Source organism: Pseudomonas sp. HP_08, assembly GCF_055284095.1.
Genome location: NZ_JBTOQC010000054.1, coordinates 1 through 13613 on the forward strand (window position 1 = coordinate 1; position 13613 = coordinate 13613).

Genomic DNA, 13613 nt, shown 5'->3' on the forward strand with positions numbered 1-13613 from the left:
ACAAAAATTGATGAAACGCTGAAGATTTACGACTGCTAACGCAGCCGGTCGCGGGACAAGCGCGCTCCTACAGGGGGGTGTTGCGCTTAACTGATCGGCATTAGGCTTTCGACGTTTTTTTGGGTCATTTGCCCAGCGTATCTGCATCGGCGGTCTTGCGTGGTTTCTCGGCCGGCAGGGCGTGGCTGGTGTTGTGTGCTGGTCGAGAAACGCAAGCCGGTGTTTGTCGGTCGCTAAGCGGCAGGCATAAAAACCGGCTTTTGCCTGATGCCGATCAGTCAAGGCGGCTCTTACCCATTTTCCGTCTGGCACCGAACTGGTAGGAGCGCGCTCTGCCCGCGACTGAGTGCGAAGCGCTCACAAAAATTGATGAAACGCTGAAGATTTACGACTGCTAACGCAGCCGGTCGCGGGACAAGCGCGCTCCTACAGGGGGGTGTTGCGCTTAACTGATCGGCATTAGGCTTTCGCCGGTTTTTTTAGGTCACTTGCCCAGCGTATCGGCCCAGTCGGCCATCGCATCGGCGGTCTCGCGGGGCTTCTCGGCCGGCAGGGCGTGGCTGGCGTTCGGCACCACGCGCACGGTGACGCGCTCGCCGAACTCTTCCTTGACCTCCATGCGCGAACTCTCCGGGCGGAACGGGTCGGCGCCGGCTTGCAGGTCGAGCATCGGCGCGCTGCCGCCGGCCCACCAACGGTCTTGCTGCGTCAGCGTACGCGCGGCCCGTTGGCTTTCAGTGACTGCCGGGTACCAGCCTTCCAGCCAATGAGCAGGGTCATTGCCCGGCGCGAAGAACGCCAGGCGTAACCCTGCCAGCTTCTGTTCGCGGGTGGCGGTCGGGGAGTTGATCAGGGTGATGGCATCGGACAATTCGGCCGGCCATTTGCGTGCGCCGCCGGCCAGCAGGACCACGCCTTTGACCTGGGCCGGGTGATCGGCGGCCAGGGTCTTGGCGATCCACTGCCCGTAGGCGTGGCCGGCAACGATCGCCGAGCCGCCTTCGGCATTGATGACGGCGGCAAAGTCATTGGCGAAGTCGTGAAAGGTCGCGCCTTTCATTGGCCCGTGAGAACCGCCAATGCCGCGTGGCTCTGGCAGCGCGACCCGGTAGCCGCGCTCGACCAGCCTGTCGGCCAGCGGGCTGAATTCGGCGGTGCCGCGCCCGGTCGAGGCAATCAGCAGCACCAAAGGGCCGGCGCCTTGCACGGAGTAAGCAATCGTCGACTGCGGCGTCGTTACCGATTTGTGGTCCATTTGCGCCGCCAGTGCCAGCGGCGTGAGGGCCATGAGACCGCTCAGGCTCAATGTGCGAATACAGGTCATGTTCGTCAGTCCGTTTCAGAATTTGAAGGTGTAATCGACGATCAGCCGATCCTGGTCGCTGTCACGGGTGTAGTTATTGCGCATCACCCCATGCCGCCAGCGCACACCGAGATCCTTGAACGTGCCGCTTTGCACGACATAGCCCAGGTCGGTGTCCAGCTCGCGTTCCTTGCCTTCGTAGGCGACCCGCACCACCTCGGCCTGGTCGGACTTCACATAGCGCAGGGTGAACGCAAGGCCGGGCACGCCGATGGCCGAGAAGTCGTAGTCGTAGCGCAGCAGCCACGAACGCTGCTCGGCCTTGGTGAAATTGGTGACCATCAGTTCGGTCAGCAGGTAGGTCGCGGTGCCGTCCAGAAACGGGAAGGCGCCATCACCCTTGATCTTCTGATAGCCGCCTTGCAGCGTATGGCCGGCCAGGCTGTAGCCGGCAATGCCGCTGTAGACCTGGTTATCGATACGCCCGGCCTCGGAGCCGCCGATGTCGCTGGAAGAAAACAGGCGCATATCGCCGACCACATTGCCCGGCCCCAGCGGCACCTTGGCCTTGAGCCCAAGGTAATGCTGGCCGTAGACGTTTTCGAGCTGGCCGTAGTTGTAGGTCAGGTTCAGCTGCGGGCTGAGTTGATAGTCCACGGCGGCGAAATTGAAGGCATTGCCGCCTGAGGTCTGCACGTACTGGCCGCTGGCATAGGCGATGCTGATGTCCTGGTAATCGGTGGAGTCTCGCTGGCGCACTTTGTCCAGTCGCCCGGCCGACAGGGTCAGCTTGTCGAAGGCCTTGCTGGTGACCTGCGCGCCCTCGAACCCTTGGGTAAACAAGCGCGTGGAGCTGGGTTGCAGCACCCCGAGGCTCGGCGTCAGGGCGCCGTATTGCACAACGGTGTCGCGGTAGAGCCGCACCTTGCCGGTCAGCGCCAGCTTGGAGTATTCGTCCTGGGCACGCCTGGAATAGCTCGGCCCACCGCTGCGCGCCTGTGCATCGCGGGCCAGCAACCCTGAGCCGCTGCGGTCGGGGCTGGAATCGAGCTTGATGCCGACCATCAGCGCGGCATCCAGCCCGAAGCCGATATCGCCCTCGGTAAAGCCGGAGAGGTATTTGAACGTCAGGCCCTGTGCCCATTCCTGCGCTTTGTTCTGGCCTGGGTCTTCGCGGTAATCATTGCTGAACCAGAAGTTGCGGGTGTCGATCGAGGCCTTGCCGTCTTTTAGAAAATCGGCCTGCGCGGCGCTGAACGCCAAGGCATTCACCACCCCAAGAGCCAGGGCGGTTTTGCGGAGTTTTATTGTCATTGTTATTCGCCTGAATTCGTCGTATCGGAGCCCGCCTGAGCGATAGCGTGGGAACGCCGCGCACACGCAGAGCTGGCGAGCATTACCGGATAAGTGCATTTAAAAGTCAATAGGTCATACAAATGGCCTATTGACTTTTATAGGGGCCGACGCGTTAAATCGATTCGCTGCCGCTACCTTGAGGTGGCTCGAATGCGTCAAGCTGTCTTTCCCCGCGAAGGACACCGACAGGGGCGACGACCCCAGGCTGGCGCCTCCTATAAAAACAACAGGGTTACCTACGATGAACACAGTCCGTCAGGATGCAAAAATCAGCACCGCTGTGGAGACCGAGGCGCAATTCGCCGACCGGACCTTCGCCAGGGTCAAGTGGAAAATTCTCCCGCTGTTGATCATCTGCTACGTACTGGCCTTGATTGACCGCAACGTTATCGGCTTTGCCCGTCTGGGGTTCATGCAGGACCTGGGCTTCAGCGAAGTGGTCTATGGGATCGGCGCCGGGATCTTCTTCATCGGCTATATCCTGTTCGAGATTCCCAGCAACCTGATGCTGCAACGCATCGGCTTTCGCAAGACGGTACTGCGCATCATGGTGTTGTGGGGCATGGCCTGCGCGGCCTTTGCCTTGATGGACAGCCAGACCGAGTTCTACATTTTCCGCTTCCTGCTCGGCGCCGCCGAGGCCGGCTTCTTTCCCGGCGTGCTGCTGTTCCTGACCCTGTGGGTGCCGCGTCACCGCCGTGCCAGCGTCACCGCGCTGTTCATGGCGGCACTGCCATTGGCCGGGATCCTAGGCGGGCCGTTCGCCGGCTCGATCATGCAGCACATGGACGGCACGTTCGGCCTCAAGGGCTGGCAGGTGCTGTTTATCGTCGCCGGCCTGCCGGCGTGCGTCATGGGCGTGATCGCCTATCTGCTGCTGGATAACTCGCCCGCCGAGGCCAAATGGCTCAGCGCCGAAGAGAAGCAGGTCATCAAGGACGAACTGGCCAAAGACGCTGCCGCCACCACCGACAAACACCATTCGTTGCTGGATGCGCTGAAAGACCGCCGTGTGTATGTGCTGGCGTTCACTGCGCTGGCGGTGTTCAGCGGTGCGGTGGCCGCCGCCTTCTGGGTGCCGACCATTATCAAGCGCACCGGCGTCACCGACCTGTTCCACGTCGGCCTATTGTCGGCGCTGCCGTTCCTGGTCGGTATCGTGGTGCAGTTTCTGGTGGGCCGCCACTCCGACAAAGTCATGGAGCGCCGCTGGCATGTTGCGATCTGCCTGAGCGTTTCCGCTATCGGCTGGCTTTCGCTGTCTCTGGTGCATCCTTCTACCGGTGTTTCGGTGGCCTTGCTGATCGTGGCGACTGCGGCGGTACTTGGCGCCACTGGTCCGTTCTGGACTTTGCCGGGCAGCCTGCTGACCGGCAAGGCCGCTGCCGGCGCCATCGCCCTTGTCACCACCTTGTCGGGTATCGGCAACGTGTTTCTGCCGGTGATCGTCGGCTGGCTGATCGAAGCCACCGGCAGCCTGGCCGCATCCCAGGTCACTTATGGATTGCTGATGCTTGCCGGTGCCGCCGCCATCGTGCTCGGTACTCCGCCTGAAGCGGGCAAGCCTGTGGCGGTCACGCCATCTGCTGCGCGCGCCTGAATAACGGTCCCACAAGGAAAACCCTGATGACCCGTGATGTCTTTATCTGTGATGCCGTGCGCACCCCGATCGGCCGCTTTGGCGGCGGCTTGTCGGGCGTGCGCGCCGACGACCTGGCGGCCGTGCCGATCAAGGCGTTGATCGCCCGCAACCCTTCGATTGACTGGGCGAAGATCGACGAGGTGTTTCTCGGCTGCGCCAACCAGGCCGGCGAAGACAATCGCAATGTCGCACGCATGGCGGCGCTGCTGGCCGGGCTGCCGGAATCGGTGCCGGGCGTCACCCTCAATCGCTTGTGTGCTTCCGGCATGGATGCGGTAGGCACGGCGTTTCGGGCCATTGCCAGCGGCGAGATGGAGCTGGTGATTGCCGGCGGTGTCGAGTCGATGTCGCGGGCACCGTTCGTGATGGGCAAGGCCGACGCCGCCTTCTCGCGCAATATGAAGCTGGAAGACACCACCATCGGCTGGCGCTTCGTCAACCCGCTGATGCAGGCGCAGTACGGCGTGGACTCGATGCCCGAGACCGGCGATAACGTCGCCGAGCAGTTCGGCATCGCCCGTGCCGATCAGGATGCGTTTGCCGTGCGCAGCCAGCAACGCGCAGCCGCCGCCCGGCAAGCGGGTTTTTTTGCTGAAGAAATTGTGCCGGTCACGGTGCGTAGCAAAAAAACCGAAATCGTGGTCGATCAGGACGAACACCTGCGGCCTGAAACCACCTTGCTGACCCTGCAAGGCCTCAAGCCGGTCAACGGCCCTGGTAAAACCGTCACGGCCGGCAATGCCTCGGGCGTCAACGATGGCGCCGCCGCCATGATTCTGGCTTCAGCCGAGGCCGTCGCCCAGTACGGCCTGACCCCACGCGCCAAAGTGCTGGGCATGGCCAGTGCCGGCGTGGCGCCGAGGGTCATGGGCGTCGGTCCGGTGCCTGCCGTGCAAAAGCTGCTGGCCAGGCTGGAAATGCACATTGGCGATTTCGATGTGATCGAACTCAACGAAGCCTTTGCCAGCCAGGGCCTGGCGGTGCTGCGCGGGCTGGGGCTGGCGGACGACAGCCCGAAGGTCAACCCGCACGGTGGCGCCATCGCCCTGGGGCATCCGTTGGGCATGAGCGGCGCACGCCTGGTCATGACCGTGGTTCACGCCCTTGAAGCGCGCGGTGAGCAATACGGTCTGGCAACCATGTGTGTGGGGGTAGGGCAGGGCCTGGCCATCGCGCTGGTGCGGGTGTAAATCGCAAAGCAGCGCCTTAGGTCGTGCTGCCCATCACCACGCCAAAAGTCACCAACACAAGCCCGGTGATCCGCTTGCCCCACACGGCGGCGCCGGGCCTGGCCAGACGGTCAGCCATCTTCTTTGCGGTCAGCGCATAGGTGCCTGACACCAGCAGCTTGATCAGCAGCAACAGCACAATCAGGCCGACTAATGTGCCGAGATTCGATTCCTGCGGGTTGCCGACAAATTGCGGCAGCAAGGCCGAAAAAAACAGAATCGCCTTTGGATTGCTGATCCCTACCACAAACGACTTGCCCCACAGCACCGACAGGCGCTCCGGCAGTGCCGGCTGTTTAGTGGGCAAGCCATTGCCCTGTGCCAGGCGAAACTGCTGAATACCCAGCCACACCAGGTACGCCGCACCGGCCAGTTTGATGGCCATGAACACGCCCGGATGGGCGACCAGCACGGCATCGATGCCTAACAGTGCGCAGGCTGCCAGTACGGCAATCGCCAGCAAATCCCCGGTGAGGATCCACACCGCCCGGCCTGGGCCATAGACCAGCGCGTTGTTGATCAGGTAAATCGTCGAAGGCCCCGGCGAGCCCACCTGAACAATCGCGATCAAGGCGAATAAAACATAGTCCGTGAATGACATGGCAAACCCTTGGCTGAACCCACTGCAGAGATGCCGCTACACTACGGCGCAATTGGTATGGTTAGCAGTGCCATATAAGCCATTCAGGTATGGACCATTATGAGCAAGGGCAAAGTGACGCTGGCGCTGGAGCTTCCATTGCCCGCCGATGGCACTGGCGCGACCAAGCAAGAGCGCGCTTATCTCGCCCTGCGCGATGCGATTCTCAAAGGCCTGGTGCAGGCGGGTGACCGGTTGCCGTCGACACGGCAGCTCGCGCAACGCTGGGCGATTGCGCGGGGCACGCTGGAAAGTGTCTTCGAGCGCCTGCAACTGGAGGGCTACATCACCCGTCAGGTCGGTTCCGGCAGCCGTGTCAGCGCCGTGATTCCGGACAGCTATTTGAAGGCGGTCAGTGCTGCTCGCGCCACCCGCCTTGATCCACCGCCCCTGCAAAAGCCGCACGAGCGTGACGGGTTGCGGGCGCAAGTGGGCGTGCCGTTTGTAGCGCGGCTGGCCAACCCGCTGCTGATCGCCCCGGCCGAATGGGCGATGCATTTGCAACGCGCCATGGCGGCGATGCAGCCTGAGCAGATGTGCAGCGCCGAGCCACAAGGCTCATTGGCCTTGCGCGAGCAGATCGCCCGTTATTTGCGTCAGCATCGCGGCATCGATTGTCAGGCGCATGAGTTGCTCATCACCAACGGCATTCGCCATGGCATCGATATGATTGCGCGCTGCTTACTGGGGCCTGGCGATCATGTTTGCGTTGAAGACCCAGGCTACGCGGCGGTACACCGGATCTTCGAAGAGGCGGGCGCCACACTTCGCTATGCGCCCATCGATGATCAAGGGCTCGACCTGCGCGGGCTGGTCGAGCCGCACAATTGTCGCTTGGCGTATGTGACCCCGGCTCATCAATCGCCGCTGGGCGTGATCATGTCGGCCACCCGCCGACTGGAGCTGTTGAATTGGGCGCAGCGTCATGACGCCTGGATCATCGAGGACGATTACGACAGCGAATTCAATTACCAGGCGGCGCCGTTGCCGGCGTTGAAGTCCATCGACTCCATGCACCGGGTCGTGTACTGCGGCAGCTTCAATCAGGCGCTGTTTTCCAACCTGAGGCTGGGTTACTTGCTGGCGCCACCGGTGCTGCACACTCGCATTCTGGCGCTCTGGAGCACGGTGGGTCGCAGCGTCGGGGTTTCGGAGCAACTGGGTCTGGCGCAGTTCATGAGCGGTCCGGGCTTTTTGCGGCATCTGCGCCGCGCGCGCCAGGAATACCAGACCCTGCGCGACATCGTCCTGGACACCCTGAAGGCTGAAGCGCCGGGCTGCTATCGCATCAGCGGTGAGCACGCGGGGTTTCACTTGATCCTCTGGCTGTCGCCTGAGCACGATGAACAGACCCTGATCGACGAAGCCGCAAAATCCGGCGTGCTGCTGCAACCGCTCCGGCAATCATGCCGGCAGATTCAGCTTGAACCTGCCTTTGTCGTGGGCTTTGCCGCGCTCACCCGCGCCCAGGCCCGCAACGCTGCACAAAAGCTGGGCCAACTGCTTTACAGGTATTCGCTGTGCCGCTCGATCAATAACTGCTGATCATGGAACGCCATGAACGGCATGAGCTTTTCGAAGATCGTTTCGCGTGCCGTTGCGGTTATCCAGTCATTGCTGTCGCCCGCGGCTTCAAGCATGGCGCGCAGTACATGATCGACATCAAGGTCTGGCTCGACCTGCACCTGCCTGATCAGATCGCCAACGGCTGCGCGAAGCGCATCGCGATCATTGCACGGCGTGCTGATGCTCAGCGTTGAGGTCAGGTAACCGAGATGGCCACGGCCTCCGTCAAGCAATACCGACAGCGCCTCATACAGCCCGGCCCGTTGCGGCGGGGTAAACCAGGCTCGGTTGCTTGAGCTGCTGATGTAAAACCCCTGAAGCGCCTGCAGGGTCTGAATGGTGCCGAGCGCTCGATAATGCGCGGCCTCGACCAGCGGCACGCTGCGCACATCCGTAAACGTTTCGGTGCTGTTCCAGAATTGCACCTCGCGGGCCATTTCTCGGCGGGTGGCCAACGGGTGCAGCCAGTTGCGCCAATAGCGCCCGATGTGCCGTGCCCGCCAGCGGCCCACGGCAGGCAACAGGTCGTTGGTCAGCCATCGATAGGTGGTCATGCACGACCAGCCGGCTTTATCGAATGGCCAGCGTTGCGCACTCTGCGGCTCCCACAGGATGGCTATCTCATCGCCGTGACAAAATTCAGCGATGTTTGCGCCGAAGATCACCCCGTGGTAACCGGCGGCAGACACCGGCATCAATCGGTTATGCGTGTTGTGAAACATGTGCCATTCGGACGTACCGTTATCGGTGTCATGAACATGGGCGAATTCGAGCAGCGCATTCCAGACCCACGGCTTGACCTTGCAGAGCACCACGCGGGCGCCCATCCATTTCACCAACGGAAAGTTCTGCGACTGCCACTGCGCCTCGACTTCACGCAGGCTTTGGAGGTAGGCCTGCGAAAACTCGTCCGCGACACTGGCCACCGCTTCGGCGGCCTGGCGGGGCAGCAGGAACCGGCAGTTTTTCAGGTCGATGATGTGGTTATTGCGTTGCGTACCGGTCACGCCTTGAAGAAACGGTCGTACCTTCGGCAACAGAGGTTCGCCTTGATTACCCAGAAAGCGCTTGAGCAACCAGGGTTGATCCAGAACCACCATGACCCCTTCAGTGTCTGGCATCTTGATCGAAATGAGCGCTGACCCCTGATATTCCTCGGCACTGGGCAGAAAGGCCGAGACGTCGATCCAGGGCTGGCGCAATGACCATTGCCGGCCGTTGCTGTAACGGGTCGTGAGCTCCTCGTCGAGGATCGCGCCCTTGGCCAGAAACGCTTGCGCCAGGGCAGAAACTTCCTGCCGTGGGTCGGTAATGGCTTTGAGCAATGTGTCGTGAAAGCCGACTTTCTGCATCCAGTGGTTGCAGTACTGCTGAATGTCGGGGCCCGAAAAGAAGCGGGTAAGCACATCGGGAGCGTCCTTGAGCTTTTCGGTCAGGTGCTCGGCGGTCCACAGGTCGGCTTCGATACCGCGTGCCGACAGCTTTTGATGCGCCGCCACCCAGGCGCGGTCCAGCGACTTGATCGAGCTTTGCGCCAGTATCAGGGTGAAGCGTCCGGCGACGTCTGCCCATTCATTGAGCAGAAAGCGATCCACGGTCTGGGTCAGGTCGGCGGGGCCGAATCGATGCCAGCATTTGCATTCGAATACAGCCAGACGGTTTCGGTGCAGACGATCAAAGGCAAAGATATCGATGCCGTGCTGCGACACATTGCCCTTGTGGCCCAGGCGCTGACAGCCCGCCAGGGTGTGGTCCTTCTGCAACAGCCACCAGCACAATTGCTCGAAGGTTTGCCCGTCCATGGTTTCGAACAGCAAGGTGTTGAAGGCCTTGGGCGTGATGTGCTGCTGGGCCTTTACCGACGCCCCGGCGCCAAGGTGTTCACCCCACTCTTGCGGGTAGTTCTGCTCAATACTCATCGGGCTCGCATCACTGCTTGAAGCCTCAGAGGGAAACATGACTGCTTGCAGCGGATCAAGCCTGCCTCTGTGCGAGGCGTTCCATTACCGTTAACTATCAGCAACACCGGCAATATTAATTAGGCATTTTTCACCTCCCTGGCTTAACGTCGCCCGGCGTGAGATATCAATTTGATATCGAGTGTTTTCCCTGTCGACTTCCACTGAGCCCTGCGAATGAAAAAACCTCTTGCCCTCTCGACACGCATCGGCTTCGCATTTGCGGCCATCGTTTCGCTGCTGGTGCTGATCACCGCCGTAGGTATTCAGCGCGTCGGCTATATCGACAGCACGCTGGCCAACGTCAGTGACAACGCCGCCAAGGTCCAGCGCTACGCCATCAACTTTCGCGGCAGCGTACACAACCGGGCCATTGCCATTCGCGACGCGGTGCTGGTCGATAACCCGCAGGACCTGACGCGCCATCTGGCAGACATCGCCCGTCTGGAAAAAGACTACGCCGACTCGGCCGCGCCCATGGACCAGCTGTTCAGCACCCGCAGCGTCAGCGCCGAAGAAAGAACCCTGCTGGCCGCCATCAAGGACATCGAACAGCAAACCCTGGCGTCTTCGCGCACGCTGCTTGATCTGCGCCAGGCCGGCGATATTGCCGGCAGCCAGGCGTTATTGCTGCAGCGCACTTCGGGCCTGTACAGCGAATGGCTCAAGCGCATCAATACGCTGATCGACGCTGAAGAGGCGTCGATCAAAACCCAGCTCAACGATGTGCAGGCCACCGCCAGTGCCTTTCGTGGCCTGATGCTGCTGGCGACCGGTGTCGCCTTGCTGCTGAGCATTTTGCTGGCCACGCAGATCATTCGTTTCATCCGCTCGACCCTGGGCGCGGAACCGACCGAAGTGGCCCAGGCCATCGAGCGCCTGGCGGCCGGTGATTTGCAGCAAACCCTGAGCACGCGCTACCCGGCCAGTGTGATGGGCGTACTGAAGGCGGCGCTGGGGCAGTTGTCGGAAACCATCACGCAAGTGCGCGTGGCGGCGCAGGAAGTCAGCCAGGCGTCGGCGCAACTGACCGCCACTTCATCGCAGAACAACGAGCACATCAGCCGCCAGACCCGTGAAGCCGAGCAGGTCGCCACCGCCATCACGCAAATGGCCTCGACCGTCAGCGAAGTCTCCGGCTATGCCTTGAAAGCTGCCAGCGCCACGCAACTGGCCGACGCCGAAGTCGCCAGTGGCAACCAACTGGTGGCCGACACCTCGCAATCCATCGAAGCCCTGGCTGCGACCCTGACCCAGACCACTGACACCGTCGAGAAAGTGTCGCGCGACAGCGAGCAGATCGAGACGGTGATCGAGGTGATCAATTCGATTGCCGCACAAACCAACCTGCTGGCGCTGAACGCCGCCATCGAAGCGGCTCGCGCCGGTGAGCATGGTCGCGGCTTTGCCGTGGTGGCTGACGAGGTGCGCTCGCTGGCCAACCGCACCCAGCAGTCGACCCAGGAAATCCGCGAGATGATCAGCACCCTGCAAAGCGGCACCGAGGCGGCTGCACAGACCATGCGCGACAGCTGCGAACTGGCCAGCCGCACGGTGGACCAGACCCGCCATGCGCAGGCGGCACTGGCCAAGGTTCGCCACGAAGTGGGCGCCATCAACGACATGAATGCGCAGATCGCCAGCGCGGCGGTGCAGCAAAGCAGCGTGGCCGATGATGTGTCGAGAAACATCAGCCACATCCATGAACTCACCGTGCACACCGCCACCGGCTCGTCTCAGGTCGCCTCGGCCAGCGGCGAACTGGCGCAACTGGCCAGTCGTCTGTCCGACAAGGTCGCTATGTTCAAGGTCAGTGCCGCATGAGAGCCGATTTGAAATACAGCGCACCGCCCGCTACAGTCGCGCCCCGATCCGGCTGACACTGCCGGACCTTTGAAAAGGAGCCGCAGTTGAACGAGCAGACTTTGTCGATGCGCCTGGAACGTGTGGCGGCGCAGGTGCCGGCCGGCGCACGGCTGGGCGATATCGGCTCGGATCACGGCTATCTGCCGGTGGCGCTGATGCGCCGCGGCGTCATCATCGCAGCGGTGGCGGGTGAGCTGGCCTTGACGCCGTTTCATGCCGCGCAACGCAGCGTGCGCGAAAACGGCTTTGAACAGCACATCACCGTGCGCCTGGCCGATGGTTTGGCGGCCATCGAACCCGACGACGGCATCACCGTGATCAGCCTGTGCGGCATGGGCGGCGAGACGATCCGCGACATCCTCGCCAGCGGCAAGGCGCGCCTGAGCGGCGAAGAACGCCTGGTGATGCAGCCCAACGGCGGCGAACAGCCCTTGCGCCAATGGCTGATGGACAACGACTACCGGATTCTCAGCGAAGAAGTGTTGCGCGAAAACCGCTTCGACTACGAAATCATCGTCGCCGAACGCAGCGGGCCGGTGGCTTACAGCGCGCAAGAGTTGTACTTCGGCCCGCTGCAAATACAGACTCGCAGCCCGGCGTTTTTAGCCAAGTGGCAGCGCAAGTTGAAGCACAAGCACAAGGTGCTGGCGACGCTGGAAAACGCCCGGCAAGCGGTGCCTGAAGAGAAGCTGCAAGCGCTCAAGTGTCAGGTGCAGTGGATTAGCGGGTTGTTGGGCTGATCGGCGCCCCTGATCTAGCCGGGGTGACTGCGCAACGGCAGTTTCTTCCTGGCGAATCCGTTAACAACGAGATAGAGCAACGGGCCAATCGATACGAAGACTGCCGTTATCAGGAAGTAAGGCACCACCGATGCCAGAGACCGGCCTTTGGAGCGAGCGTCCCGATACATCCAGATGCAGGCGAGGACACCGAGCAGATAGAGGTCGATGACTACCTGGGCAGTGTCCGGGCTGGAGATGAGCTCAATGCCGAAGTCGATGAGCGATTGCTCGGCAACGAACAGAGTGCCCGCCGTATACAAGGAAAAAACCACCAGCGTAGCAAGTGACAGGTAGGGTCTTTTCATTTGTCCTCCTTGAGCAAGAAACGATGATCAACACTGACAAGTGTGGTGATAGGGTCACCACTGGATCAATGACCTCACAGGTCATGGACTCAGCCAATTTACGCCGTCAGAGTCGAACCATGAGCACCCGACCTTTTCCTCGAGCCACACCCTCAACCCCTGCCGGTGAGCAGTTGCGTCAGCTGCGACGTCAGGCAAAACTGAGCCAGCTCGACCTCGCCTTGATGTCAGGTATCTCTCAGCGCCACCTCAGTTGCATCGAGACCGGCCGCGCCAGGCCTGGCCCATGCACGCTGCATAACCTGCTGATGGCACTCGATGCGCCTCTGGAGCACTGCAACACTGTCTTTCTTGCGAGTGGTTATGCACCGCGCTATCAGGCAACGCCTCTGACTTCGCCAGGCATGGAGGCCGTTCGTGATGCCATTACTCACCTGCTTCATGCCAATAACCCCGCACCGGCGGTTGTCTTGGGGAGTCAGTGGGAGGTATTGGCAGCCAACGCCAGCACTGGAGTGCTATTCGATCTGGTCGGCCTTAGCGCCGATGCAGCAGAAGGGCTGAATCTGCTAGTGACGCTGCTGGAGCCAGGAGGGTTGGGCGACCACCTCAACAACGTCGAGGAAATCCGATTGATTGCCTGGCAAAGGGCTGCGAGAGAGGCGTTGAGCAATCCGCAGCTCGCCAGGCTTCTGCAAACGCTGCCCACGCCTCAAGAGGCTTCCACCATGACAAACGAACCTCCTCCGTTGGTGCTGACGCGGCTTGATTCAAGGCACGGGGAACTGACGTTCATGTCAACGTTTACAACATTTGGCATGCCTCTGGACATCACGATGGAATCGCTGCGTATCGAGCACCTGATTCCTGCCGATGCCAGAACCTGGGAAGTCATGACCCAGGCCTATGAGCAATTCCGCCAGAATTTGAAAGGCCATGCAGAAACGCCATAAGGTGTTATCAAAC

11 protein-coding genes and 1 pseudogene are annotated in these 13613 nt (G+C 61.4%); 7 read left to right on the plus strand and 5 right to left on the minus strand.

Annotation, left to right across the window (positions count from 1 at the left end; translation table 11 throughout):
- Nucleotides 1-484: 484 nt before the first annotated feature.
- On the minus strand, nt 485-1324 hold the full coding sequence (locus tag ACYAS9_RS30355; RefSeq protein ID WP_463572198.1) for an alpha/beta fold hydrolase: 840 nt from the start codon (nt 1322-1324) through the stop codon (nt 485-487).
- 15 nt (nt 1325-1339) lie between these two features.
- Nucleotides 1340-2617 (minus strand): OprD family porin, encoded by a 1278-nt coding sequence (locus tag ACYAS9_RS30360; RefSeq protein WP_463572199.1) that lies wholly within the window; start codon nt 2615-2617, stop codon nt 1340-1342.
- A 283-nt stretch (nt 2618-2900) separates the two neighbouring features.
- Here ACYAS9_RS30360 and ACYAS9_RS30365 point away from each other — a divergent pair, with 283 nt between their 5' ends.
- Both ACYAS9_RS30365 and pcaF read left to right on the plus strand, forming a co-directional pair.
- On the plus strand, nt 2901-4259 hold the full coding sequence (locus tag ACYAS9_RS30365) for an MFS transporter (RefSeq protein WP_463572200.1): 1359 nt from the start codon (nt 2901-2903) through the stop codon (nt 4257-4259).
- A 26-nt stretch (nt 4260-4285) separates the two neighbouring features.
- The gene (gene pcaF, locus ACYAS9_RS30370) at nt 4286-5491 is read left to right on the plus strand and encodes a 3-oxoadipyl-CoA thiolase (RefSeq protein ID WP_463572201.1); all 1206 of its coding nucleotides are present in this window, start codon (nt 4286-4288) and stop codon (nt 5489-5491) included.
- Nucleotides 5492-5507: 16 nt separating this feature from the next.
- Here pcaF and ACYAS9_RS30375 read toward each other — a convergent pair whose 3' ends face one another.
- The gene (locus ACYAS9_RS30375; RefSeq protein WP_463572202.1) at nt 5508-6131 is read right to left on the minus strand and encodes a LysE family translocator; all 624 of its coding nucleotides are present in this window, start codon (nt 6129-6131) and stop codon (nt 5508-5510) included.
- 99 nt (nt 6132-6230) lie between these two features.
- Between ACYAS9_RS30375 and pdxR the strand changes: the two genes are divergently transcribed.
- Nucleotides 6231-7715 (plus strand): MocR-like pyridoxine biosynthesis transcription factor PdxR, encoded by a 1485-nt coding sequence (pdxR, locus tag ACYAS9_RS30380; protein WP_463572203.1) that lies wholly within the window; start codon nt 6231-6233, stop codon nt 7713-7715.
- Here the strand turns inward: pdxR and ACYAS9_RS30385 are convergent.
- Complete coding sequence (locus ACYAS9_RS30385) at nt 7676-9655, minus strand: hypothetical protein (protein WP_463572205.1); 1980 nt, start codon at nt 9653-9655, stop codon at nt 7676-7678. The two genes, pdxR and ACYAS9_RS30385, sit on opposite strands and share 40 nt — an antisense overlap.
- 216 nt (nt 9656-9871) lie before the next feature.
- Between ACYAS9_RS30385 and ACYAS9_RS30390 the strand changes: the two are divergent.
- The 3 genes and pseudogenes from ACYAS9_RS30390 to ACYAS9_RS30400 all read left to right on the plus strand — a co-directional run.
- A pseudogene (locus ACYAS9_RS30390) lies at nt 9872-10387 on the plus strand (MCP four helix bundle domain-containing protein); the annotation flags it as partial.
- A gap of 417 nt (nt 10388-10804) precedes the next feature.
- Nucleotides 10805-11518 carry a methyl-accepting chemotaxis protein gene (locus tag ACYAS9_RS30395; protein WP_463572456.1) on the plus strand — a complete coding sequence of 238 codons (714 nt, stop codon included), beginning with the start codon at nt 10805-10807 and terminating at the stop codon, nt 11516-11518.
- 86 nt (nt 11519-11604) lie between these two features.
- Nucleotides 11605-12300, plus strand: coding sequence for a tRNA (adenine(22)-N(1))-methyltransferase (locus tag ACYAS9_RS30400; RefSeq protein ID WP_463572207.1), 696 nt, complete (start codon nt 11605-11607; stop codon nt 12298-12300).
- 14 nt (nt 12301-12314) lie between these two features.
- On the opposite strand, the gene ACYAS9_RS30405 is transcribed toward ACYAS9_RS30400, so the two are convergent.
- Entirely contained in the window at nt 12315-12647 is a 333-nt protein-coding gene (locus ACYAS9_RS30405; protein ID WP_463572208.1) for a DUF2834 domain-containing protein, read from the minus strand.
- Between the two features lie 119 nt (nt 12648-12766).
- Here ACYAS9_RS30405 and ACYAS9_RS30410 point away from each other — a divergent pair, with 119 nt between their 5' ends.
- A complete protein-coding gene (locus tag ACYAS9_RS30410) occupies nt 12767-13600 on the plus strand; it encodes an MmyB family transcriptional regulator (RefSeq protein ID WP_463572210.1) in 834 nt (277 codons plus the stop codon).
- Nucleotides 13601-13613: the final 13 nt, after the last annotated feature.